Below are 23,779 nucleotides of genomic sequence, written 5' to 3' on the forward strand. Positions count from 1 at the left end.
ATTCTTTCAATCTGCTGAGTTCCACTCGAAATCTCAGTATTGCAAACAGAGTTCGCTTGCAATGAAATCTATCTCTCTAGAACAGTTCCTAGCCAGAGTACAGTCCCGCGACCCTCATCAGCCTGAATTCATGCAGGCCGTACGGGAAGTGATGACCAGCTTGTGGCCCTTCATCGAGAAAAACCCCCAGTACGCCGATCATGGTCTGCTCGAGCGTCTGGTCGAACCCGAGCGCGCTATCCAGTTCCGTATTTCCTGGGTAGATGATCGTGGCCAGGTTCAGGTCAATCGCGGTTTCCGTATTCAGCACAACAATGCCATCGGTCCTTTCAAGGGCGGCATGCGCTTTCACCCTTCGGTGAACTTGTCCATTCTGAAGTTCCTGGCTTTTGAACAAACATTCAAAAACGCGTTGACCACCTTGCCCATGGGCGGCGGCAAAGGCGGCTCGGACTTCGACCCCAAGGGCAAATCAGACGGCGAAGTGATGCGCTTTTGCCAGGCCCTGATCGTTGAGTTGTACCGTCACCTGGGTCCGGACACCGACGTTCCAGCCGGTGATATCGGTGTAGGCGCGCGTGAAGTGGGTTTTATGGCCGGCATGATGAAAAAACTGTCCAACAGCGCGGCCAGTGTGTTCACCGGCAAGGATTTGTGCTTTGGCGGCAGCTTGATTCGTCCCGAGGCTACCGGTTATGGCACCGTCTACTTCGCACAGGAAATGTTGGCTCGCAAAGGCTTGTCCTTTGACGGCATGACCGTGTCAGTGTCCGGTTCGGGCAATGTGGCTCAGTACGCCATTGAAAAATGTCTGGATCTGGGCGCGAAAGTGGTTACCGTTTCCGACTCGCAAGGCTGCGTGGTGGACATGGACGGCTTTACCCGCGAAAAACTGGCTGCCCTGATGCACGTCAAGAACGTTCAGCGTGGTCGTCTGGTGGATTACGCCAAAGAACATGGCCTGCTTTTTGAAGAAGGCAAACGCCCCTGGCATGTGCCGGTCGACATCGCCCTGCCTTGCGCGACTCAAAACGAGCTCGACGGCAAAGATGCTGAAATCCTGATCAAAAATGGTGTGCGTTGCGTGGCAGAAGGTGCCAATATGCCCAGCACGCTGGATGCGGTCGATGCCTTTATTCACGCCAAGATTCTGTACGCTCCCGGCAAAGCCAGCAATGCCGGCGGGGTTGCCGTCTCTGGTCTGGAAATGAGTCAAAACGCCCAGCGCCTGAACTGGACACGTGAACAAGTTGACGCAAAGCTGCACTCCATCATGCGTGACATCCACGAAAATTGTGTGAACTATGGTCAAGAAAATGACTTCATCAACTACGTTAACGGCGCCAATATTGCCGGCTTTGTCAAAGTCGCCAGTGCCATGCGTCATCAAGGCGTTTATTAAGTTTTGCGCCTTGCTCAGTAGTCAAAAAAACCGCCCACAAGGCGGTTTTTTTTATGGCTATCCCAAAGGGGTAGGGTCCGTCGCACATTTGGTAAAGGCCTCAGCCCCGCAACGTACGCTGCTGTGGACCGGCTCTGGTTGTCCACCAAAAACGAACCGCAGAAGGCTCACAACGGCCCATCATTGAAGTCAAGGCTGAAAAATCCCTCCCCGCTCGCAATAATACGGCCCAGCCCACCGAGCCAAAGGCCGATACACCTCCAGATCCACTTTCCCCTTTTCGTCCATCAAGGATGAATCCACATGGAAAGCCAGCACTTCCAGAATATGCAGCTGGTTCACACCTCGCCCCAAATCCACCACCTGATCCAGCTTGCACTCCATCTGCACGGCTGCCCCATCCAGACGGGGCACACACACATGCTGGCTGGGCACGAGATTCATGCCCAACTCCTTTACCTCGCTCTGACCGGGGGGCAAGGCTGCCGCACTGGCATGAACCGCAGCCAGATCAGACTGGCGGCATAACTGCACCACACATTCCTTATTCGCCTGCAAATTACGGGCCGTATCCTTCAGGCTGCCGTCCTCATTGCGGTTGATATTGATCGCCAGCATCGGCGGGCTGTGCGCCACGTAGTTAAAGGAGCTGAAGGGGGCCAGATTCACACTGCCCGACTCCTCCAAACTACAAACCCAGGCAATCGGGCGCGGCACGATCAGGGACGTCAGCAGGCGGTAAGCCATGCTGTCGTCCATGTCCTCACAAGACAGGCTGCGATAGCCTGGTGATGGGTCATTCATGTGCATAAGCCGCCTAAATGAAGAGCTGAATGGTGGGCAAATAACCATCCACACTCAACAAGTCCACTCGCTTCTCCACGATCTCCCAGTCCTGATCGACGGCGCGCAAACGGTAGGAGGCAGTAGCCGGCAGAATCTCGGTTTTTTGCTTCTGATACTCCGAATAAATCAGATTGGTGCGCACGCAATAGCAGCCATCCTCGTCAGGATGTTCAGATTGAACACGCGGGTTTTGAATCACGCGCAGACCACGCACGCCGGGCTGCAAGGAAAAGGCACGATGATGCGACAGGCGGTCGATACGCAAGCGCATCAACATGCGGTTTTCCAAAGCAATGCACATGCGTCCGTCGGGGCTTTCCTGGCCGGATTCACCCGGAATCCAGTACAAGCCATCTTGCGCAAACAGCTCGTACCATTCATCAAAACGTCCTTCATCCAGCAAGGCGTTCTCTTGCCATACAAAGTTCTGCAGGCTTTGTTGCAGGTTCGTCGTTTGGTCCAGACGCCGACCTTGCTCCTGGCTTTGCTGCGGATGCACTTGTTGCTGTTGCTGACCTTGCTGGGCAGCCTGCACTTGGCCAATCCGTGGGCCCTGCTCATGCGCTATCCCCATCATTCCTGCTCCTGCTGCTTCATGCCTTGTTTCCAGGCACGGTATTGGTTACGTATGACCCATTCGTTATTGGCATCGTCGAAACTGCCCTTGTCCTGCTCGCGTTCCTGCGCATCGTATTGACGCAGCAGATTCACCCACGGATTGCCTTGGGCTTTCAGGCTGGCTTGCTGGCTCTCGAACAAATGCACATCATCGTGCGCCACCACACTCATGGGCGAATAGACCAGACGGCTATAGCTCAGACCACGATCCAGCATTTCACGCGGTGCCCCTTTGGGTTGAAACACCCACACTTCCAGCAAGGTCCGGTCCACTGCTAAAGGCCGCAACACACGGATGATCTGCGGCGACCCCTTGGCCGCCATGCTGGGATAAAACACCACATTCTGCGGATTGAAGCCCAGCACCCGACCTGCTTTTTCCTCGCCCCAGGCCTTTTTCATCATGGCCTCATAGCCCGGAATGCCCGAGTAATCGGTATGAATGCTGAACTTGGTGCCCAGAATGCTGTGCCCATTCGGATACGTTTCCACACCCATACGGGAATAGAAGTCATAGCCCGAGCCAAAGGGCAGCAATTGCTCCAGCGCGGTAGGGTCTTCCTCCTTGAAGACTTCACCCACCTTGGCTGCCGAGCTGGAGGCGGACTCATGGGTAGAGATGGGATGCACCGTGTCGTTGATGTTCTCCATGTACATCTTCCAGTTGCAGTTGATGACGGTTCGAATCGAACCGCCCGCCACCTGCAACTCCCCTTCCGGAGAACGATCCGCCATATTGTCCAAGGCCTGCAGCACATCACCGAAATACTCTTGCAGGCTGAACCCTTCCTTGCTGAGACGGGCAAACACAAAGCCGCGATAGCTTTCCACCGCCCCCGGCGTGGACAGGCCGCCAGCGGCCGGACACTGTGAAAACTCCGTGTTTTCATAGGCATTTTTCAGCGGTACGGCCAGCAACGAGCCATCCAGCTTATAGGTCCAGGCGTGATAGGGACAACGCAGCATCTTGCCCACATTGCCGCTGGATTCGCTGACCAGTCTGGCGCCTTTGTGGGCGCAACGATTCATCACCACCCGCACCGAGCCATCGCTATGACGCAGCATGATGACAGGGCTTTGCGCCAGGGTCACCGAAACATAGTCGCCCGTCTTGGGCACCTGACTTTCATGGCCCACATAGAGCCAGGCACGGCTGAACAGCCGTTCCATTTCAAGTTGAAAAACGTCCTCGTCCAGATAGGCATCCCGATGGACTTGATGATCCTGGGTCAGGCCCGACAAGGCGGCCTCGTTATTGGCATAACTCATAGTGCTTCCTGTAAATACGAGTAAAACGGGATTCAGACCGCCATGGCGGGTACGAGGGCGGGCGCGACCTCACCAGGCATCTGGCGCGGGCCGTCCAGGGGCGCGGGCCAGATCTGGCTGGAGTCGTCTGGCGGCACGCTGCCCAGTAAAACGCGGGTATAGGGGTGCTGCGGATCGGCAAATACCTCTGCGGTATTGCCCTGCTCCACCACTTCGCCGTTTTTCATTACCAGCACCCGTGTACACAGATAGCGGATCACGGACAGATCGTGAGAAATGAACACCACCGCCACGCCCAGTTCTTTATTCAGACGCAACAGAAGATTCAGAATCAAAGCCTGCACCGATACATCGAGTCCCGACACAATCTCATCGGCCACCAGCAAACGCGGCTGCACACACAAGGCGCGGGCGATGTTCACCCGTTGCTTTTGTCCGCCGGACAGCTCCGCGGGGAAACGCAGACCGGCATCCTGGGCAAGGCCGACCTGCTTCATCAACTCGTCCGCTTTCAGGCGGCGCTGCTCCGGTGTCATGCCCGGCTGCAACTCCAGAACCTGCGTAACCAGCTGCTGAACGCTGCGACGTGGATTGAGAGCCGAATCAGGGTCCTGAAACACCATCTGAATCGTCTGCGACAAGGACGCGCCCTGGCCTTTGGCAAACTGCTCCCGGGACTGGCCCTGCACCAGCACTTGCCCACCGCTGGGCTGCAGCAAACCCACCATCAAACGGGCGACGGTACTCTTGCCACTGCCACTTTCGCCCACCACACCGACCATCTCGCCGGGACGTACGCTCAAGGACAGGGGCCGCAAGGCATACATCAGGCTGCGGCGACCATTGCGCGTCACTCGGTAGCTGCGCTCCACATTCTGAAACTCCACCAATGGGGCCAACTCTTCAGACGGCGCTTGCGGCAAGACATGCAACTGGCCTTGCGCCGCCACATCACCCGTCATGCAGGGACCGGCGCAACTTACCCAGTGGCCTGGCTTGACCGCTGCCAACGCGGGCGCACGTTGTTCACAGCTTGCATTTCGAGTAGGACAACGCCGCGCAAAACGACAGCCGGGCAAATCCCGCATGTCTTTCAAACCCGGCATGATGTCAGCCAAAGAAGGCAAGGCATACAAGGGGCCATTCAAGGCCGGCGTCGCATTTTTCAAGGCCCAGGAATACGGATGCAAGGGCATGTCCAGAACATCGGCGGCAGGACCTTGCTCAACCACATCTCCGGCGTACAACACGGCGACCTCGTCACAGACATGGGCGGCCATGCGCAAGTCATGCGTAATCAAAATTACGGCAGTTTGGTGACGCTGCTGAACCTCACGCAAAATCCGGATAATTTGCGCTTGGGTAATCACATCCAGGGCTGTAGTGGGTTCGTCGGCCACAATCAGTTCGGGGTCGCCGGAAAAGGCCATGGCAATCAAGATACGCTGACACTGCCCTCCTGAAAGCTCATGGGCATAGCGTCCCAGCATGGACGGCGGATCAGGCAGCCCCACTTCATGCAGACGCTCCAGGCAGTATTGTTCACGCGATGCACGAGGAATACCCAGTCGAGCCAGGTGCTCGAACATTTGCTGACGTATGGTCAGCACCGGATTTAACGAGGACAAGGGTTCCTGCGGGACAAAGGCCACTTTGCGACCCAGCAGGCGGCGCATTTGTGCGCCCGTCACCACCGAGCCCTGAAAACAGACCTGCCCCGAGGACAAACGCAGATTGCTGGGCAACATGCCCGAGATCACCCGCCCTATCATGCTCTTGCCTGCACCAGACTCCCCGACCAGCCCCAAGGTACGACCTGCCTGCACCGCAAACGACACCTTGCGCAACAGCTCTACCGACTGCCCCTGTACCGGCACCGAGACACTGACTTGCTTGAATTCAATCACCGGCACGCTCATCAGTGTGCTCCCCGTTGCTTGAGCCGAGGATCGAGCGTGGTACGCAAGCCATCACTCAGCAAATTAAAACCCAGCACTGCAAACACAATGCCGATCACAGGCGCCATCAGTCCCCAGCCCGCCTGATAAATCTGGTCACGGCCATCGGCCAGCATCACTCCCCAGGCCACCACATCCGAAGGAACAGAGAGCCCGACAAAGCTCAGAATAGCTTCGACCACAATGGCCACCCCCATCTGCAGACTGAACAGGGTCACGATCAAGGGCGCCACGCTGGGCAGCACTTCGCGCAGCATGATACGCAGGTGCGAAAAACCCAGCAGATGTGCCGCATACACATAGTCACGCTGGCGCACCACCAGAACCTCGGCCCGGACCACGCGATAAAAACGGGTCCAGTCCACCAGCACCACAGCCAGAATCACATTGAACAAACCGGTTCCCAGACCGACCATCAGCATCATGGAAAACACCACGGGCGGAAAAGCCATCCACAACACGACCAGGGAACTGACACCCCGATCGAACCAGCCGCCCAGGTAGCCGGCCAAGATCGCCAGCACCGTACCCAGAATCATCGTGCCCGCTGCTGCCGTCACGGCAACCTGAAAGGCCACGCGACTGCCATAAATCAGCCGGGACAAAATGCAACGCCCCAGGCCATCCGTGCCCAAGGGGTACTGAGCCAACCCGCCTTCCTGCCAGGCCGGGGGCAAGAGTGTGGCCAGCAGATCCTGGGCATTGGGATCATTAGGCGCCAACAGAGGGGCAAACAAGGCCACCAGCGAGAAGATCAGAACCAGGACGCCGCCAATCAGCACCTTGGGATGGGCCAGCACCGGCCGCAGCCGCGCCTGCCAGAAAGAAGGTGAATGCGTGCTCATGCAGACCTCAAACGTGGATTCATAACGCTGTACAAACCATCGACACAGAAGTTGACGACCAGCACCATCAGACAGAACACCAGGGCCACCCCCTGAATCAGGGGAAGGTCATGGTTCTTGATGGCTTGCACCATCAGATTGCCGATGCCGGGGAAAGAGAAAATGACTTCGATCAGCAAGGTGCCGCCAAACAGAAAACCAAACTGCACCCCAATCAAGGTCAAAGTGGGCAGCGCCGCATTCTTGAGCATATGCCCCAGCAACACCCGCCACTCCGGTACACCGCGCAAACGCGCAACGTTCACGTACTGGCTGGTAGCCGTCTCGATCAGGCTGGAGCGCAGCACGCGAATCACAATGGGGCTAAATGCCAGCGCCAACGCCAAGGCCGGCAAGAGCAGATGGGAAAAGGCATCCCACCAGGCTTGCCATTGCCCCCGCAACAGCAGATCAAGCAAAAGAAAACCCGTGCCGCCGTCCACCACGGGCGTGCCTTCCATGCGCCCCATAAAAGGCAGCACCGGAAACAGCACGCCAAACACCACGATCAAAATGATGCCCCACAGAAAAGAGGGGACGGACAAGAGCAAGACCAGCACAAAATCGGCCACGAACTCGATCTTCTTCTTATCCAGCAGATACAACACAATGCCGCCGGGAATCGAGATCAACAAGGCCATCAGCAAGCTGACACCGACCAGCTCCAAAGTGGGTGGCAAAGCCTGGGCCAGCAAGCCAGTCACCGGCTGATGAAAGAAGATGGAGTTACCCAGATTGCCGCGAAACACACCGCTCAACCAAACCTGGTACTGGTGCAAGGCCGAGCCATCCATGCCCAGCTCGACACGCAGCGCCTGCGCATCGGCCTCGGTCGCCGAAGGCGGCAGCATCATGCCCAGCGAATCTGCTGGAATGACGCGCAGCATGAAGAACACAATCATGGACAGCACAAACGCCGTCACCAGCACGAAGGCGAGCTTGCGCGCCATCAGGAAGCAAACGTTTTTCATGAAAAGAACCGCAGGAGAAAATACGTCCGGGGGGAGCCCGGTAGGTCACCCCACCGCCTGAGGCTGCGGGGTGCATGAACGGTTTACTGCCAGGAATACTCTTGCGGCAGAATGTAGCCGGTCTGATAGGTATTGAGCTTCAGGCCCTTCTTGTAGGCAATGGTGGAAATGGACTGCAGGACCGGTAGGCTCCATGCTTGTTGGGCCGCTTCGCGGTTCAAGGCCTGATAGCCCGCTACGCGTTTTTCCTCGTCCATCTGGCGATTCAGCTCATCAAGCGTGCCTGCCAGACGCTCCTCCTTCCAGGTGGAAAACCGCAGACGCGGGTCCAGAATACGGCCGGTAAAAATTTCCGGATCACCGGTGGCATTGGCCCAGCTATAGAGCATCACCCCCGTCAATTTGGACGAATGGCTCAGCTCCAGATACTTGGCCACGGTAATTTCCTCCACGGTGGTCTGCACGCCAATCTGGCTCCACATCTGCGCCACCGCACGGGCAAGGTCATAATCCGAGGGGAAGGTGTTATTGGTGGAATACAAGGTAATGGTCAACGGGTTTTGCGTGCTGTAGCCCGCTTTGGCCAGTTCCTCAACCGCCGCTTTCTTGTCGAAAGGAATGTTCAGATCAGGTACATCTCCGGGCGAGCCCTTGGTGGCCAGAACCGACAAGGGCTGGGCGACATTTTTGTAGAAGGCACGGGACAGGCCGGCCTTGTCGATTGCCATGTTCATGGCACGACGCACATGCACATCCTTGAAGCTGTCTACATAGCTGGGCATTTGCAAAATGTAGATCTCGCTATAGGGGTAGACCTTGGCTTCCAGCTTGGGATTCTTTTCCAGACGGCTGATTTCGCGCACCGGAATCTGAACCGAGACATCTGCCCGACCCGACTCAACCGCTGCGACGCGCGCTGAAGAGTCCGGCACAATTTCAAACACGACCTGCTTCAAGTCGGGCGCGCCTTGCCAGTAGTCCTCAAAGGCTTCCAGCGTGATGCGGGAACCCCGCTGATAATCGCTCAGCTTGTACGGGCCTGCGCCAATCGGACGCTTCAGGAATTGCTCCTCCCCGACCTTTTCGAAATAGGCTTTGGGCAGGATATAGGCCGACAAAAAGGCCAAACCTTTGGGAGCCGTTGGGGTGGGCGAGCTGAAATGGATAATCGCTTCCAGCGGGCCGGTCACCTCCACCGACTTCAAGGTGGGCAGCATGCCATTCAGTGCCAGGGTTTTCTTGTTGATCGCACGATCAAAGGTGAACTTCAAATCTTCGGCCGTCATGTCGCTGCCGTCATGAAATTTCACCTTGTCGCGCAGCTTCACCTTCAAGGCCTGGCCTTGCTCATCCACCCATTCCCAGGACTCAATCAGGCGGGGTGCCACCTGCAAGTCGTCACCCACAAACAGGGGGGAGTCAAACACGGCCTTGTAAATCGACTGACCAGCAGGAAAAGTGACCGAAGTCGGATCCCAGGAGGGAATATCCACGGGGAACGCAATTTTCAACTCGCTTCCCGCTGCCTGGCTGGCCGCTCCCCACCCCATCATCAAGGCCGCTCCCAAGGCCAGGCCCATCACGCTTTTTCGCAACGCTTTCACCATTTGTCCCCTTTTGTTATGACTTCATTCCAGCGTCAATCCGCCTCGCAAAAAGTATATAGTTTATTCTTAAATTAAATGGATAATGGTTTTCCCTATAATTTATTTTCTTTAATATCAATCTATTATCAGAAAACAAAACAATATACTTTTTATGAAAAATGACTAAATTTAGAGACAGATTGAACTGGGATACGGCTCAGGGCCAGATTTTGGATGCCGATCGGCGCTACGTGATGCTGCGTGCCGACGTGTTGATGGGGCTGTTTCGCCGGCTGGATGAGCCCGCTCGCACACAGGCGCTGGACGCCTTGGGACAGGCTGTCAGGGAGCAAGGCGGTTTGTCCGCCAAGGCCTACTGGGAAGCTATCCATCACGACCCGCAGGCTTTGCTCGACAGCATTGCCCACATCTCGGCACAACTGGGCTGGGGAAACTGGGATATTCAAACGCAGCGCGCAGGCGGTTTACAGGTCCGCGTGACAAACAGCCCCTTTGCCAAAGGATTTGGCGCCCATGATCGGCCCCTGTGCCGGCCTATCGTTGGTATGCTTACAGCCGTCGGCCAACTGATTTACGATCAGCACGTCCAGGTGCAGGAGAAACACTGCTGTGCACAGGGACGGCACGTCGACTGCCTGTTCACCGTCTTGCCCAAATCCAATGAGTAAAAACCAGCCTGCCGCCCCCAAACTGAACATACGCCAGCAGGTCTACAAACACCTGCGCAGCCGCATGCGCAGTGGTGACATCCGCTATGACGATCGCCTGGTCGACCACGAAATTGCAGCTGAGCTGCAGGTCTCACGCATGCCTGTGCGCGAAGCCTTGCTGCAACTGACCAACGAAGGGCTGTTGGAAGGCACCTCGCGCGGCTTCATGCTGCGGCGCTTCACCCCGGCTGATATTGCGCAGATTTTTGAAATACGGATGTTGCTGGAGCCTGAAGCGGCTGCCGCCGCCTGCCTGCAAGCCAGTCTGGAAGGACTGGCCCTGATGAACAAGGCCGCCAATGCAGCCGAAAAAGCCCATGCCGCGGCAGACCCCATGCAATACATGATTGCCAACGATGCGTTTCGGGAAGGCTGGATCACCCTGTGCCCCAACCCGCACTTGAGCACCATGATTCTGCGTCTGAGCGATCACGTGGAAGCCGTGCGTCTGGCCACCTTGCGCGATACACGCTATCGGGAGCTATCCATGCAGGCAACCCGTGGCATCCTGCAATCCTTTCTGGACAAGAACCCGGAACAGGCGCGCGAGCATGTACGCACGAACCTGCGCCATGCGTCCATGAGCTATTACGCAACATTGGATGAAATGCTGGAGCGTCAGGCGGGTTAGGCATCCCGCCGCCGGTGCCTGCCCGGTGATCAGGGCTGCGCTTTCTGTTCCACCGCCGCTGCAATAGCCTTGCCAATCGTGGCGATGGCCGCGTTGCGCTCATCCATAGAAGCCTGGGTTTCCGTAATGTAGACGGCAGCCACCAGCGGCGCGCGTTCAGGGGGCCACATCACCGCCACGACACCGCGTGTGCCGTAAGCCGCTGCCCCGGTTCGGTCCGCCACCGCCCAGCGTTCAGGGACGCCAGCCCGCAACAAGGGTCCACCCACTTCGTTACGACGTAGCCAGCCAATCAGCTGATCGCGGTCCGCTGCTTTCAGTGCATCGCCCAGGGCCAGACGATGCAAGGTCTGCACCATGGCATAAGGGCTGGTCGTGTCACGCGGGTCGCCGGGCGCGGCTTCATTCAAGCTGGGCTCATTGCGATCCAGACGCGTCACCGTATCGCCCACGCTACGCAGGAAAGAAGTGACGGCCGCGGGCCCGCCAAGAATCTCCAGGACCCCATTGGCAGCCGTGTTGTCGCTGTTGCGCATCGTGATCGCACATAATTGATCCGCCGATATCTGCTCACCCACCCGATCTTTGGTAGTGGGGGCATAAGACTGGACAGCCTCCTGCCTGACCCGCCAGGCCGCCTTCATGGCGCCTGGCCCTCGGGCCAGCAAAGCCGCACAGATCACCAGCTTGCTGGTGCTGGCCATGGGAAATCGTTCATTGGCCCGGTACTGCCATACATGCCCGTCCGCCGTATCGAGCACCGCCAAACCGACACGAGCGCCTAAGGATTGTTCGAGCATTTGCGCAGTCTGCACGACAGAGTGAGGACTGGCTGCCGCCCCCTTGAAAACCCATCCTGCCAAAAACAGCAAGGCTCCACATTGCTTCAGTCTTCTCACGCGCATCGGCCTGCCCTACAAAAACCAGCTCACACGAGGGAAACGGCCCCAAAAACCATCGCCAGGCTTACCGGGCACCGTGCCGGGCACCTGGAAAGCCGATCGTGGCAATCAAGGCTCAATCCGGGGCTGCTTGTCTTTTCCAGCCGTATTCACAGCCGGGGCGTCCAGCTCTTTGAGCTGGGGATCATCTACCTTGCCGCTCACTGCATAAGTGACGGACAAGTGACTGCTCATCGGCACCTGCATCAACCACTGGGTCAGCATGGCCCCTACCCCCACCATCGGATTGACAGCAAAGTACGCCGCAATTGCTGCCCCGCTCATGTCCAGATTCGGGCTGACCACCGCAATCAGATCCAGGGTTTCATCCTTGATGTCGATCCAGCCTTTCAGCTTGATCTCCCCGGCTGGCCCCTTAATCTGGTAATTGTCCAACTCCAGCTTGCCCTGAGACAGATTCATGCGTCCGGTGAGACTATCAAAAGCAAAACCGTCTTTCACCGCCCCGAACAAATCCAGGTCAAGCCGGCTCAGGCGCGAGATGGACTGCAAGCTGAGCAACTCCAACAGTTTTGCCGAGCGTGAGTTCAAACTGATAAAGCGCCCTTTTTTCAGGTCCACGTTAAACTGGCCGCTGATATTGCGCTTGTCGCGCGACCAGGGGAAATCGCTCCAGAACAAGGCGGCCTGTATGGTCCCGTCCCCATTCTTGATCGACTCGGTCAGCAAGCCACTCACATCCACAAACTCACCCAGATTAGCCACCTGACTATTGGCAATCAGCTCCAGACCGCGCTGGGGCCCGCGCAAGGCCAGGGAACCCGAGCCCTGCAAATGCATGCCCTGAGCGCTAAGCGAAAAAGTCTCCAGCCGCCACGTCGCCCCGGCGCCCGCCGGCTTACCCATGGCTTGCAAGGTGCCAAACCGTATGCCCTGAATCTGCAGGTCATCCACCTTTAGCGAGATAGCCGGCAGGCTCAAATCATCATCCGTCGGCACATCGGCATCGGGCCACGCCCAATCGGGCCGCTGACCATCAATATGCAAATGGGAAAAATGGGCGTTAAACAAACCGGTATAACGACCATCACGATGCTGCGCCTGCACCTGCCCCTGGGCCTGCCGGGCCTTCAAGCGCAGGGACACCCTGCCTGCAGCATCCTCGGTGCTTTGCAGCTCCAGCTGATCCAGCCTCTGTCCCCGTAACCATGCCTGGTCTGCATTCAGCTGCACCCGTTCCAGCAAGGGCAGCAAAGGACGAGCGGAAGGGGCCACGGGACTGCCATCCAGATTCTGGCCAAACTCCTGAACCACCTGTTCCCACGCATCCAGATCCATACGATCGTAGCGACTACGCAGTTCCAGACCACGTCGAGGCCATGTCACCCATTCTGGCGTTCCCATGCTGCCACTGTGGAAGTAGCTGCCCTGGCGCGAGCCTTGAGCGTGGAGCAAATTGAGCAAAAAGGTCTGCCTATCTCTCAGACTGATCTGCAAGCGATCCATTTTGGCGGCAGAATCACTGCTCCAGTCCGCTTTCAATTGGGCTGCCCGTTCAGCCGGCTTCTGAAAAGGTTCGGGCAAATTCAATGCCAGCCCCTTCAGGTCGGACTCTGCCCCCAAGGAAAACGCTCCCTTGGCATCCAGTTTCATCAGCACGTTATAGGCTGTCTGACCCTGCAGACGCTGCAAGCCTTTCAACCCCAGATACTGCTCCAGGCCTTGCGAGGTCAGGGTGCCGCTCAGGCGCAGGCCAGGCCTACCTGGCTCCAGTATTCCCTGGATCTGCGCATCTCCTCCCAGCAGCCTGCCCGTCAAGGTCTGGGCGCTGACCCCCTTCTCATTAAAGGCCAGCTCCCCTTTCAATGCCGTCAAAGGGGGAGCCTCGGGCATGAACTGAAACTTGCCATCCTTCATCTGGATCAGGCCCTGGACCTGCGCATCGTCGGCATTGTCCAAAGGAATCTGCAATGTGATGGGCACCGTCCAGTCTCCCATCACCCGGCTGTCAGCCAGCAACCCATCTAACAGATCATTCAAGGGAGACTGATGCACCAAGGCCAGATAACTGCCGGCCGGCGCCTGCGACACCCCTTCCAGGGTCAAGACACTGTCTTGCTCCAGGGAGCGAATGTGGGTCTGAATATCACGCATGACGATATCCTGCTGCTGGGCAATAGGCATGCGAGCCTGCTGCGCCAGAATATCCAGATTGTCGTTATGCATGCGAATGCTGCCCTGCACGCCTTCCAGCCGAGGCCAGGCCAGACGCTGGGGGCGGGCCGGCTGATAATCCACAATCCCCTTATCCAGCGCACCGGCCACTTCAAACTGACCATCCTCCGGATTCAGACCGTAGGGAAAGGTATCCAGCCCGCCCCGTAGCCGAATCGTGCCCTGGGTGACAGCGCCTTGCACCAGCCCCGCCTGCATCCATTCACGCGCCAGAGGATTCACCGTCAAGGGCAGATAGTTCACTAAAGCGGCCAGATTCAGGTACTGGAATTGCCCTGTCCAATCCGCCACACCGGCCTCAAACTGGCCGTCCTCACGCCAGTTGCCGGTCAGTTGCGCATCCAGATCCGCATTGCGCACATTTACCATCATCGTATTCAGGCCCAGTCTGGCCAGCTCATCGCGATGTGCTGTGCCCTGCGCTTTTAGCTGATCCACACCCACATGCTGAGCAAACAGGTCTGGTATCCGCAAGCCCAAGCCATCCATCGTCACCGCCCACTGCACATCGTCACTGGCTTTGCCCTGGACCAAGGCCTGCATATCGCTCAGGCTGCCTTCCAGCTCCACAACGGCATGCTCCAGCTGGACCCGCTCCTCATGCTCGGTGCGCACGGCAAGATCACGCAGTTGAGCCAACAGTTGCATCTGAATGGACGGGGCCGCGTCGGCTTGGCTGGCTTGGGCATGCAGATCCACCCAAGCCCTGTCCAGAGCCGCAGGGATGTCCAACCAGGGACGCAAGGCCGGCGTATCCACTGCCTTGGCCTGCACCGTCATTTCCCAGGGCAAGCCCATCACGTCCACATGCTCGGGCAAACGACGCTGGCCTTGCACCCGCAAGGCCAGGGCGACGGACTCGCCCAGATTGGTCGGCAAGGCAGTGGCCAGACTGACCTCATGCCAGCCCTGGCGATAGCCGATCTGCAGTTCAATGGACGGCAGATTCAAGGCCGGTGCGCCCCGCAAATCATCCTGCCATTGCAAGGAAGTACCCTGGATACGAACGCCCCGCTGTTGCAGCAGCCAACGAACCGGACCTTGCCAGGCCTGGGGGCTGGTATCGACGCTATCGTCGTTCATATCCAGCCTTTGTCCCATCACCAGAATCTGGCCCTGGGAATCGCGCCGTATGGGTATGGTCAAACCCTGCACATCGAGCTGGCGCAGCTGCAGCGAGCCGCTAAAGAGCGACTTCCAGCTGATGACGGCCTGCAAGCTGGGCAACTGCAACATAGGCGCCTGGCCCGGTTCGGCCACGGACAGCTGGGTTATGGACAGATGCGGGTTCCAGCCCTGCCAGCTGCCTTTTAACTCTTGCATCTGGACGTGCAGGCCGGTTTGCTCGGTGATTTTCTGCTCCAGATACGGACGCAGATTATCCAGTTGGGGAACGAGCAGGTAGCGCACGCCAACCAGGCCCAGCATCAGCGCAAAATAGAGCAATAGCGCCAGTCGCACAAGCCCTCGAACTACCATGCATTCAATTCCCGAGTATAGTTAAATGCGGCCATTTCCGGCCCAGTCAGACAAGTGATCCCACTTGCCGTCTTCCCTTCTCCGAAAAGCCTCTTATCGTATGAGCCAGTCCATTATATTGAAGCCCGTGATGCAATGGTCCGGCCCCTTGCGTCGAAAAGTAAACGCTCAGCCACAATTTGGCACCTGGCTACAAGAGCAGGCCCAGCACCCTGTCACCCCCACTCTCATTGCTCAATGGTATCGGACTTTACTGCCAGAGCCCGACAATGACCGCCTGGCACAAGTGCGCCAGGCCTTGCGTCAACTGCGGGAACGCGTCTTTCTGGTGCTGATGATCCGGGATATCAATGGCCTGGCTCCGCTTGAAGAAGTCATGCTGGCCATGAGCAGCCTGGCCGATCTGGCAGTGGCGCAGGCCTATGAAACCGTGGCAAGGCAACTGGCCGAGATGCATGGCACCCCAAAAAACCCGCACACTGGCCTGCCCCAGGAAATGATTATTCTGGGTATGGGCAAGCTGGGCGGGGGGGAATTAAACGTCTCCTCGGATATTGATCTGATCATGCTCTACGACGAAGACGGCGAAACCGAGGGTCGCCGCCCGCTGAGTCATCATGAGTTCTACGGCAAGGTCACCCAGCGCATGATGCCCGTGCTGTCCGATACCGATGCTTTTGGACAGGTGTTTCGCACCGACCTGCGTCTGCGACCGGATGGCGACTCCGGACCACTGGCCTGGAGTATGCAGGCGCTGGAGAATTATCTGGTCAACCAGGGACGGGAATGGGAACGCTACGCCTGGATCAAAGCACGGCCCATCAAGGCACAGGCGTTTGAAGGCAGCCGCTGTGCGGCCGATATCCATCACTTCGAGGCCTTGCGTACGCCCTTTGTTTACCGCAAATACTTCGATTTTGATGCCTTGTCTGCCCTGCGCGGCTTGCGGGAACGCATTCGCCAAGACTGGACACGCCGGGCCCTGAATCGCAATGGCGTGGAAACCTGGCACAACATCAAGCTGGGCGATGGCGGTATTCGGGAGATCGAATTCGTGGTCCAGCTCAATCAGCTGATACGTGGTGGCCGACAGCCTTCCTTGCAAACACCCAGTCTGCACAAGGCCTTGGAAGGCCAATGCGCGGCTGGCCTGCTCGATCAGGAAGTCTGCGACCAACTGCTGGCGGCCTACACCTTCTTGCGACGGGTCGAACACCGCTTGCAGTATCGGGAGGACGAGCAGACTCATTTGCTGCCGCAGGACGATGCGTTGCGCAGCGAGCTGGCTGCCACGCTGGGGCTGAGCCTGGCCGAGTTTGATGCGCAGCTGGGCCAGCACAGAAAATTTGTCTCGCATACCTTCCGCAACGCTTTTCGCCTGGCAGGCATGGGCGAAGAAGCAAGCGCCGAGCCCGCTGCGGCCGCCCCCCCGGTCGCGGAAATCAGCGCCCAGCAAGATCAGGCCTTGCAGCAGCGCATTGAACAGTTGCGTCAGGCGCTGCTGAACAGCCACCGTCTGCGCAGCCTGCCCAATGCCAGCCTGGACCGCGTGCAGCGTCTGATTCCCTTGGCCGAGGACTACGCCTACCGCTCGGAACACCCGGAAGTGACCGCCACCCGGCTATTTAATCTCATCGAGCTGATTGCCCAGCGCAGTGCCTATCTGGCCCTGCTGGCCGAGTACCCCGACACCCTGGCCCGTGTCGCCCGGATCGTCTCTGCCAGTCCGTGGGCCGCCCAATATCTGGCGCAATACCCCCTGCTGCTCGATAGCCTGATCGAATGGCATTCACTGATGGAAATTCCCGACTTTCCCGCGCTGTCCGAGCAAATGCGTCGGGACCTGGACGCCTGCCGACTGCCCGACGGGCAGGCCGATGTGGAACAGCAAATGAACATGATGCGGGACTGGCAGCATCAGATCACCTTCCAGTTGCTGGCCCAGGATCTGGAGGGCGTGCTGACGGTTGAGGCGCTGGCTGACCAGCTCTCAGCCCTGGCCGATATGATGCTGGCGGAGACATTGGAACGCACCTGGCCCCTGACGCGCCCCCGCAGCCTGGGCCCTGAACACGACACCCCGCCACGTTTCGCGGTTATTGCCTATGGCAAGCTGGGCGGCAAGGAAATCGGCTACGCCTCGGACCTGGATCTGGTGTTTTTGTACGACGACCCCAGCCAGGACAATGTAGAGCGCTACATCAAGCTGGCGCGCCGCATGACCAGTTGGTTGTCAGCGATGACCTCCTCCGGTCGGCTCTATGATATTGACCTGCGATTGCGCCCGGATGGCGATGCTGGTTTGCTGGCCGTCAGCGTGGATGCCTTTGAACAATACCAAACCCGCAGCGCCTGGTCGTGGGAGCATCAAGCCATCACTCGCGCCCGCTTTGTCACGGGCGATACGCAGATCAAACAACGGTTTGACGAAATCCGCCGCTCCATCTTGCTGATGGAGCGCGACCGTCGTAAATTGCGCGCGGACATTCTGGATATGCGTGACAAGATCAGTGCCGGGCACCCTAATCGCAGCGAACTATTTGACCTCAAGCACGACCGTGGTGGCATGGTGGACGTGGAGTTCATCACCCAGTATCTGGTGCTGTGCTATAGCCGTGAACACCCCAGGCTGCTGGAAAATCTGGGCAATATCGCCTTGCTGGGCATAGCTGCGCAAGCTGGTCTGATTGCCGTGGACCACGCCCAGGACGTGGCCGATGCCTATCGCGCGTTGCGCCGCCGCCAGCACGCCCTGCGCCTGGAGGGAGCGGAAAAAGCGCGTGTCCCCCTCACCGAGCTGACTCGGGAGCGACAAGCGGTCACCCGACTCTGGGACGAAGTACTGGGGTACTAAGGCAACAGATTGATTTCACTAAATATTGCCAAGAATCTACAATAGGCACATCGATTTATTGTGCGGCCGACTCGGCACGCCGTTTTTCCCGGATTCAGATTCATGTCCACTCAGCTCAATCGCCCCGTTTTAACCCTGCCGGAAAAACGCGAGAAACTGCTGTTGCATTCTTGCTGTGCCCCCTGTTCAGGCGAGGTCATGGAGGCACTGCACGCCTCAGGGATCGAATACACCGTTTTCTTCTACAACCCCAATATTCACCCCGTGCGCGAGTACGAGTTGCGCAAACAGGAAAATATCCGCTTTGCCCAGCAGCACGGCATCGAGTTCATTGACGCCGACTACGACGTGGACAACTGGTTTGAACGCGTACGTGGCCTGGAACACGCGCCTGAGCGTGGCGAGCGCTGCACGGTCTGCTTTGACATGCGTTTTGAGCGCACGGCCCTGTACGCCCATGAGCATGGCTACGACGTTATTTCCAGCGTCTTGGGCATTTCGCGCTGGAAAGACATGAACCAGATCAACGATTGCGGCGAACGGGCCGCAGCCCGTTACCCGGAGATGAAGTACTGGACTTATAACTGGCGCAAAGGCGGCGGCTCGCAACGCATGCTGGAAATCAGCAAGCGCGAGAACTTCTATCAACAGGAATACTGCGGCTGTGTGTATTCGCTGCGGGACACCAACCGCCACCGTCGATCCCAGGGCCGCCCGCGCATCGAGATCGGCGTGAAGTTCTATGGCAAGGATGAACTGGACCTGACGCCTCCCCCGGCGGCTGCTCCAAAGTCCGCTTGATCGAACAAGTCCCTCCGGACACGCGCACAGTAAAGAAGTTGGCACCCAAACAGCTTCCCCGAGCTTGAACAGCGATTGTGCAAGTGTCCGTTCGTCGGTTCGGCCCCCAGAGCCGATACGAGGATGGCGACCGAACCGCTCTGTCAGGGATCCGCTCAATCTGTTCTCACCAGTGTATCTGCGAACGGGGCACCCAAGGAAAAAGCGCCTTAGTTACCTAAGGCGCTTTTCTTTTGCACTCTGGCTGGCGGTGTTACAACCTGATTCCTACCAGCACAGCCACATGCTGCTTTACTGGATGCTGCGCGTAAATGTGAACTCGCCATCCTTCCAGTCCACAGGCACCACATCTTTAGGACCAAATCGGCCTTCCAGAATCAGGCGTGCCACCGGATTTTCAATGTGCTGTTGAATAGCACGCTTCAACGGACGTGCGCCAAACACGGGGTCAAATCCGGCCTTGGCCAATTGCGCCAAGGCAGCATCACTGACTTCCAGATGCATGTCACGCTGAGCCAAACGCTGATCCAAACGCTCGAGCTGGATGCGCGCAATAGACTCAATGTGCTCTGCCTCCAGACCGTGGAACACGACCACCTCGTCAATGCGGTTCAGGAATTCAGGACGGAAATGCTGTTTCACTTCCTCCCACACCACTTCCTTGATCACATCGTACGGCTCACCCGACAAACGCTGAATATGCTGCGAACCCAGGTTCGAAGTCATGATGATCACCGTGTTGCGGAAGTCCACCGTACGGCCCTGGCCATCGGTCAAACGTCCATCGTCCAGCACCTGCAAGAGCACGTTAAAGACGTCGGGGTGTGCTTTCTCTACCTCGTCCAGCAAAATCACCGAATAAGGTTTGCGACGCACGGCCTCGGTCAGGTAACCGCCCTCCTCATAGCCCACGTAGCCAGGAGGCGCACCGATCAAGCGGGCCACCGAGTGTTTCTCCATGAATTCGCTCATATCGATACGAATCATGTGATCCTCGGAGTCAAAGAGGAAGTTGGCCAATGCCTTGGTCAACTCGGTCTTGCCCACACCAGTTGGCCCCAGGAACAGGAAGGAACCATATGGGCGGGACGGATCAGACAGACCCGCACGCGAGCGACGGATGGCATCCGACACCAACCGTACTGCTTCACCCTGACCGACCACACGCTTATGCAGGTAGTCTTCCATCTGCAAGAGCTTTTCACGCTCGCCCTGCATCATCTTGGACACAGGAATACCGGTTGCACGCGAAACCACTTCCGCGATTTCCTCGGCACCGACCTGCGTACGCAACAGGCGCGGCTTGTCCTGATCGGCCTTGTCCATATTGGCTTCGGCCGCTTTCAAGCGCTCTTCCAGCTCGGGCAGCTTGCCATATTGCAGCTCGGCCAATTTGTCGAACTGACCCTTGCGTTGCAGCTCGGCCATTTCGGCACGCACCTTCTCGATTTCCTCTTTAACGACTTGCGAGCCCTGGACCGCTGCTTTTTCAGCTTTCCAGACCTCCTCGTAGTCGTTGTACTCGCGCTGCAGCTTTTCCATCTCATCGTTGATGGCCTGCAAGCGACGTTGCGACGCCTCGTCTGTATCCTTGATAACTGCTTCGCGTTCGATCTTCAACTGAATGATGCGGCGATCCAGCTTGTCCATGACCTCGGGTTTGGAGTCGATCTCCATACGAATGCGGGCTGCCGCCTCGTCAATCAGGTCGATAGCCTTATCGGGCAGGAAGCGATCCGTAATGTAACGCTGCGACAGCTCGGCCGCCGCCACAATGGCCGGGTCAGTAATCGCCACACCGTGGTGCAGTTCGTAGCGCTCCTGCAAACCGCGCAGGATCGCAATGGTGGACTCCATATCGGGTTCGTTGACCAGCACTTTCTGGAAGCGACGCTCCAGGGCGGCGTCTTTCTCGATGTACTGGCGGTACTCGTTCAAGGTCGTGGCGCCAATGCAATGCAGCTCGCCCCGTGACAGAGCAGGCTTGAGCATATTGCCCGCGTCCATGGCGCCTTCCGCCTTGCCCGCGCCCACCATGGTGTGCAGCTCGTCAATGAAGACAATGGTTTTGCCATCATCCTTGGACAGCTCTTTCAAGACCGCTTTCAGGCGTTCCTCAAACTCACCACGATATTTGGCACCAGCCAGCAAGGCAGCCAGGTCCAGCACCAGAACACGCTTGCCCTTCAAGGTCTCGGGCACTTCATTGTTCACGATACGCTGGGCCAGACCTTCCACAATCGCCGTCTTGCCCACCCCGGGCTCACCAATCAGTACCGGATTGTTCTTGGTACGACGCTGCAGAATCTGGATGGTGCGACGAATTTCGTCGTCACGACCAATCACCGGGTCCAGCTTGCCCAGGCGGGCCCGCTCGGTCAGGTCAGTCGTATACTTTTCCAGCGCTTCCCGGTTGCTGTCCCCTTCAGCGTCATTCACATTGCTGCCACCGCGCACGGCCTCGATGGCCGCTTCAAGCGCACGGCGCTGCAGACCGGCATCGCGCAGGGCGCGACCGGTCTCGCCTTTATCATCGGCCAGGGCCAACAAGAACAGCTCGCTGGCGATATAGGTATCGCCCCGCTGCGCGGCTTCCTTGTCGGTTTTGGCCAAGGCAGCCTGCAAGGCGGAACTGAGCTGCTGCTGCCCCTCCGCCCCTTGCACCTTGGGCAAGTTGGAAATCAGACGATTGAGTTCATTTTCCAGACGGGGAATGGCCACCCCCGCACGGGCCAGCAAGCTGCCCGTGCCCGAGTCCGCATCCGCCAACAAGGCAACCAGCACGTGAGCCGGTTCGAGGTAAGGGTTATCTTCGCGAACAGCCAGGCTCTGCGCATCGGCCAGAGCCTGTTGAAACTTCGTTGTCAATTTATCGATTCGCATAGAATTTTCACTTGAGAAAATATGCGATAAGCTAAAGCAAACAGTTACTCAATACTGTTTGCCCAGATCTCGCAACAAATAACAGGATGAATTGAAGATAAGGACAAAAACCAAGTATTCAAGTGTTTGGATCGCTTTTAAACAACAACCCGGCAAAGGCAGACTGAGTGCGCCATACACGGCGTCCCTAGCGGCTTACTGCGCACCGCGAGCCTTAAGAACTAAACATATTAAGGATTAACGGGAATAACAACCAATAAAAAGCTACAATTACACTTGATTTGACTCAAAGATTTAGCGTTTCGCCATCTGACATTATTCCTTATGCAAAAACGTATCTCGGTTACTGCTGACTCCATACGCTGCTCCAGCTGTATGCTCAATGAGGTATGTCTACCTCTTGGGATGCCTAAGCACGAAATGGAGCGGCTGGACGAACTGGTCAAGGAGCGCATCCGCATCCCGAAAGGCGGCGTGCTGTTCCGGCTGGCCGACTCGGTCGAAGGAATCTATGGGTTGCGCTCTGGCTCAATCAAGATGCAATTGGAAGATTCCACCGGCCACATCCAGATTACGGGCTTTTTGTTACCAGGGGAAATCCTGGGCATGGACAGCCTGGTTGAAAATCGCCATGTGTCCCATGCCATCGCTTTGGAAGACAGCGAAGTCTGCGTCATTCGTCTGGATGATCTGGACCGCCTCTCTGCCCAGTTGCCCATCTTGCAGCAACAATTCCGTCGCCTGATGAGCAAGGAAATCAACCGCGCCCATCAGTTGATGTTGACGCTCGCCGGACTGCGTTCCGAGCAGCGTCTGGCTGCTTTCTTGCTGAACCTGTCCCAGCGCTTGTCGCTGCTTGGCTACTCCCCCTACGAATTCATTTTGCGCATGAGCCGCGAAGAAATTGGCAATTTCCTGGGCTTGACACTGGAAACGGTCAGCCGCCTGTTCTCACGCTTTGCGCGTGAAGGCCTGCTGAAAATTTCCCAACGTGAAGTTCACCTGCTCGATCTGGCTGCCCTGCGCACGCTGGCCGGCACCGAATGCGATTAAGCCGGACGGCTCCACTGCAAAGCAGGTAAGCCGCCCCTGACAGGCTTGCGCGACCTGCACGCGTTCCCAGACAACAAGCCCAAAAAAAAGCACATGCTGTTTAGCATGTGCTTTTTTTATGGCCAGACCAGAGCTTGGGTCAGTCCAGACTATCTGCCGGTTCAGCCAATGCCGCAGGCGAACCGGAGGACATGTACAAACTAAGCGCACAGGCCACTGCGGCAGCCAGCCAGAACAGGAAAAACGCCACCGTATAAAAGGCCAGTCGATCTACTTGCATATGTCCAAGCACAACGATGTCCAACGGGTCCACCAAAGCAAACACGATTGCACTGAGCACCCCGGCAACCAGGAATGAAGGCCACAGTATCCACATCAACGATCGGATGGTCATTCGTACCCCCTTCTTGAACGGAAACATACTTCTCTCAACCCTAGCGTAACGGTGAAACGACTACATTTAGTGCTGCTCGGGGGCAGACTCTACCTTGCTGACAACCAGACCCTGCTTGACCCCGCCATCGGTAATGCCTTGATTACTGAAATTCTGGAAGGCCAGCACAATCGTAATGACGCAGCCCACGATAGCCAGAGCCGGCCCCGCCATCAACAACCAGGGCCACGGCTCACGCCACCAGGGTCCACTGTCCTTTGATTCGTCCATGTTTTGCTCTTT

Annotated in this window: 18 protein-coding genes; 6 read left to right on the top strand and 12 right to left on the bottom strand. The window is 57.5% G+C overall.

The annotated features are described in order from the left end of the window. Positions 1-61 precede the first annotated feature (61 nt). The gene (gdhA, locus tag RSQ48_RS10610; protein ID WP_003799268.1) at positions 62-1,402 is read left to right on the top strand and encodes an NADP-specific glutamate dehydrogenase; all 1,341 of its coding nucleotides are present in this window, start codon (positions 62-64) and stop codon (positions 1,400-1,402) included. Positions 1,403-1,591: 189 nt separating this feature from the next. Here the strand turns inward: gdhA and RSQ48_RS10615 are convergent, their stop codons facing one another. The 7 genes from RSQ48_RS10615 to RSQ48_RS10645 all read right to left on the bottom strand — a co-directional run bounded on the left by RSQ48_RS10615 (position 1,592) and on the right by RSQ48_RS10645 (position 9,555). Beyond that, positions 1,592-2,206, bottom strand: a complete 615-nt coding sequence (locus tag RSQ48_RS10615) for a flavin reductase family protein (protein WP_415301774.1) — start codon at positions 2,204-2,206, stop codon at positions 1,592-1,594. Between the two features lie 13 nt (positions 2,207-2,219). After that, a complete protein-coding gene (locus tag RSQ48_RS10620) occupies positions 2,220-2,825 on the bottom strand; it encodes an aromatic-ring-hydroxylating dioxygenase subunit beta (RefSeq protein ID WP_131070677.1) in 606 nt (201 codons plus the stop codon). Further along, complete coding sequence (locus tag RSQ48_RS10625; protein WP_003799263.1) at positions 2,822-4,135, bottom strand: aromatic ring-hydroxylating dioxygenase subunit alpha; 1,314 nt, start codon at positions 4,133-4,135, stop codon at positions 2,822-2,824. Before RSQ48_RS10625 ends, RSQ48_RS10620 begins: the two co-directional genes overlap by 4 nt. 32 nt (positions 4,136-4,167) lie before the next feature. Continuing rightward, a complete protein-coding gene (locus RSQ48_RS10630; protein WP_059318841.1) occupies positions 4,168-6,054 on the bottom strand; it encodes a dipeptide ABC transporter ATP-binding protein in 1,887 nt (628 codons plus the stop codon). After that, complete coding sequence (locus RSQ48_RS10635; RefSeq protein ID WP_003799258.1) at positions 6,054-6,938, bottom strand: ABC transporter permease; 885 nt, start codon at positions 6,936-6,938, stop codon at positions 6,054-6,056. The genes RSQ48_RS10630 and RSQ48_RS10635 overlap by 1 nt, the downstream gene beginning before the upstream one ends. Beyond that, entirely contained in the window at positions 6,935-7,948 is a 1,014-nt protein-coding gene (locus RSQ48_RS10640) for an ABC transporter permease (protein WP_003799256.1), read from the bottom strand. The genes RSQ48_RS10635 and RSQ48_RS10640 overlap by 4 nt, the downstream gene beginning before the upstream one ends. 83 nt (positions 7,949-8,031) lie before the next feature. Beyond that, complete coding sequence (locus tag RSQ48_RS10645) at positions 8,032-9,555, bottom strand: ABC transporter substrate-binding protein (protein WP_415301775.1); 1,524 nt, start codon at positions 9,553-9,555, stop codon at positions 8,032-8,034. A 158-nt stretch (positions 9,556-9,713) separates the two neighbouring features. Between RSQ48_RS10645 and RSQ48_RS10650 the strand changes: the two genes are divergently transcribed. Both RSQ48_RS10650 and RSQ48_RS10655 read left to right on the top strand, forming a co-directional pair. Next, on the top strand, positions 9,714-10,223 hold the full coding sequence (locus RSQ48_RS10650; RefSeq protein ID WP_240208577.1) for a 4-vinyl reductase: 510 nt from the start codon (positions 9,714-9,716) through the stop codon (positions 10,221-10,223). After that, positions 10,216-10,896, top strand: a complete 681-nt coding sequence (locus RSQ48_RS10655) for a GntR family transcriptional regulator (protein ID WP_003799251.1) — start codon at positions 10,216-10,218, stop codon at positions 10,894-10,896. The genes RSQ48_RS10650 and RSQ48_RS10655 overlap by 8 nt, the downstream gene beginning before the upstream one ends. A 29-nt stretch (positions 10,897-10,925) precedes the next feature. Here the strand turns inward: RSQ48_RS10655 and bla are convergent, their stop codons facing one another. Together bla and RSQ48_RS10665 are read right to left on the bottom strand one after the other, a co-directional pair. After that, on the bottom strand, positions 10,926-11,696 hold the full coding sequence (gene bla, locus RSQ48_RS10660) for a class A beta-lactamase (protein ID WP_240208576.1): 771 nt from the start codon (positions 11,694-11,696) through the stop codon (positions 10,926-10,928). 210 nt (positions 11,697-11,906) lie between these two features. Next, the gene (locus tag RSQ48_RS10665; RefSeq protein WP_415301776.1) at positions 11,907-15,512 is read right to left on the bottom strand and encodes a YhdP family protein; all 3,606 of its coding nucleotides are present in this window, start codon (positions 15,510-15,512) and stop codon (positions 11,907-11,909) included. Between the two features lie 100 nt (positions 15,513-15,612). On the opposite strand from RSQ48_RS10665, the gene glnE reads away from it, so the two are divergent. Both glnE and RSQ48_RS10675 read left to right on the top strand, forming a co-directional pair. Then, positions 15,613-18,366: a bifunctional [glutamate--ammonia ligase]-adenylyl-L-tyrosine phosphorylase/[glutamate--ammonia-ligase] adenylyltransferase gene (gene glnE / locus RSQ48_RS10670; RefSeq protein WP_415301777.1), complete on the top strand. Its 2,754-nt coding sequence runs from the start codon at positions 15,613-15,615 to the stop codon at positions 18,364-18,366. A gap of 102 nt (positions 18,367-18,468) precedes the next feature. After that, positions 18,469-19,167 carry an epoxyqueuosine reductase QueH gene (locus RSQ48_RS10675; protein ID WP_003799242.1) on the top strand — a complete coding sequence of 233 codons (699 nt, stop codon included), beginning with the start codon at positions 18,469-18,471 and terminating at the stop codon, positions 19,165-19,167. A 291-nt stretch (positions 19,168-19,458) separates the two neighbouring features. On the opposite strand, the gene clpB is transcribed toward RSQ48_RS10675, so the two are convergent. Beyond that, positions 19,459-22,050 (bottom strand): ATP-dependent chaperone ClpB, encoded by a 2,592-nt coding sequence (gene clpB, locus RSQ48_RS10680; protein WP_003799240.1) that lies wholly within the window; start codon positions 22,048-22,050, stop codon positions 19,459-19,461. A gap of 324 nt (positions 22,051-22,374) precedes the next feature. On the opposite strand from clpB, the gene RSQ48_RS10685 reads away from it, so the two are divergent. Next, the gene (locus RSQ48_RS10685) at positions 22,375-23,103 is read left to right on the top strand and encodes a helix-turn-helix domain-containing protein (RefSeq protein WP_003799238.1); all 729 of its coding nucleotides are present in this window, start codon (positions 22,375-22,377) and stop codon (positions 23,101-23,103) included. Positions 23,104-23,242: 139 nt separating this feature from the next. Here RSQ48_RS10685 and RSQ48_RS10690 read toward each other — a convergent pair whose 3' ends face one another. Further along, entirely contained in the window at positions 23,243-23,497 is a 255-nt protein-coding gene (locus RSQ48_RS10690) for a hypothetical protein (RefSeq protein WP_003799236.1), read from the bottom strand. A 66-nt stretch (positions 23,498-23,563) separates the two neighbouring features. After that, entirely contained in the window at positions 23,564-23,767 is a 204-nt protein-coding gene (locus RSQ48_RS10695; protein WP_003799234.1) for a FixH family protein, read from the bottom strand. Positions 23,768-23,779 lie beyond the last annotated feature (12 nt).

It is taken from the genome of Alcaligenes sp. SJTW-7, assembly GCF_047716895.1.
Lineage (GTDB): Bacteria > Pseudomonadota > Gammaproteobacteria > Burkholderiales > Burkholderiaceae_B > Alcaligenes > Alcaligenes ammonioxydans.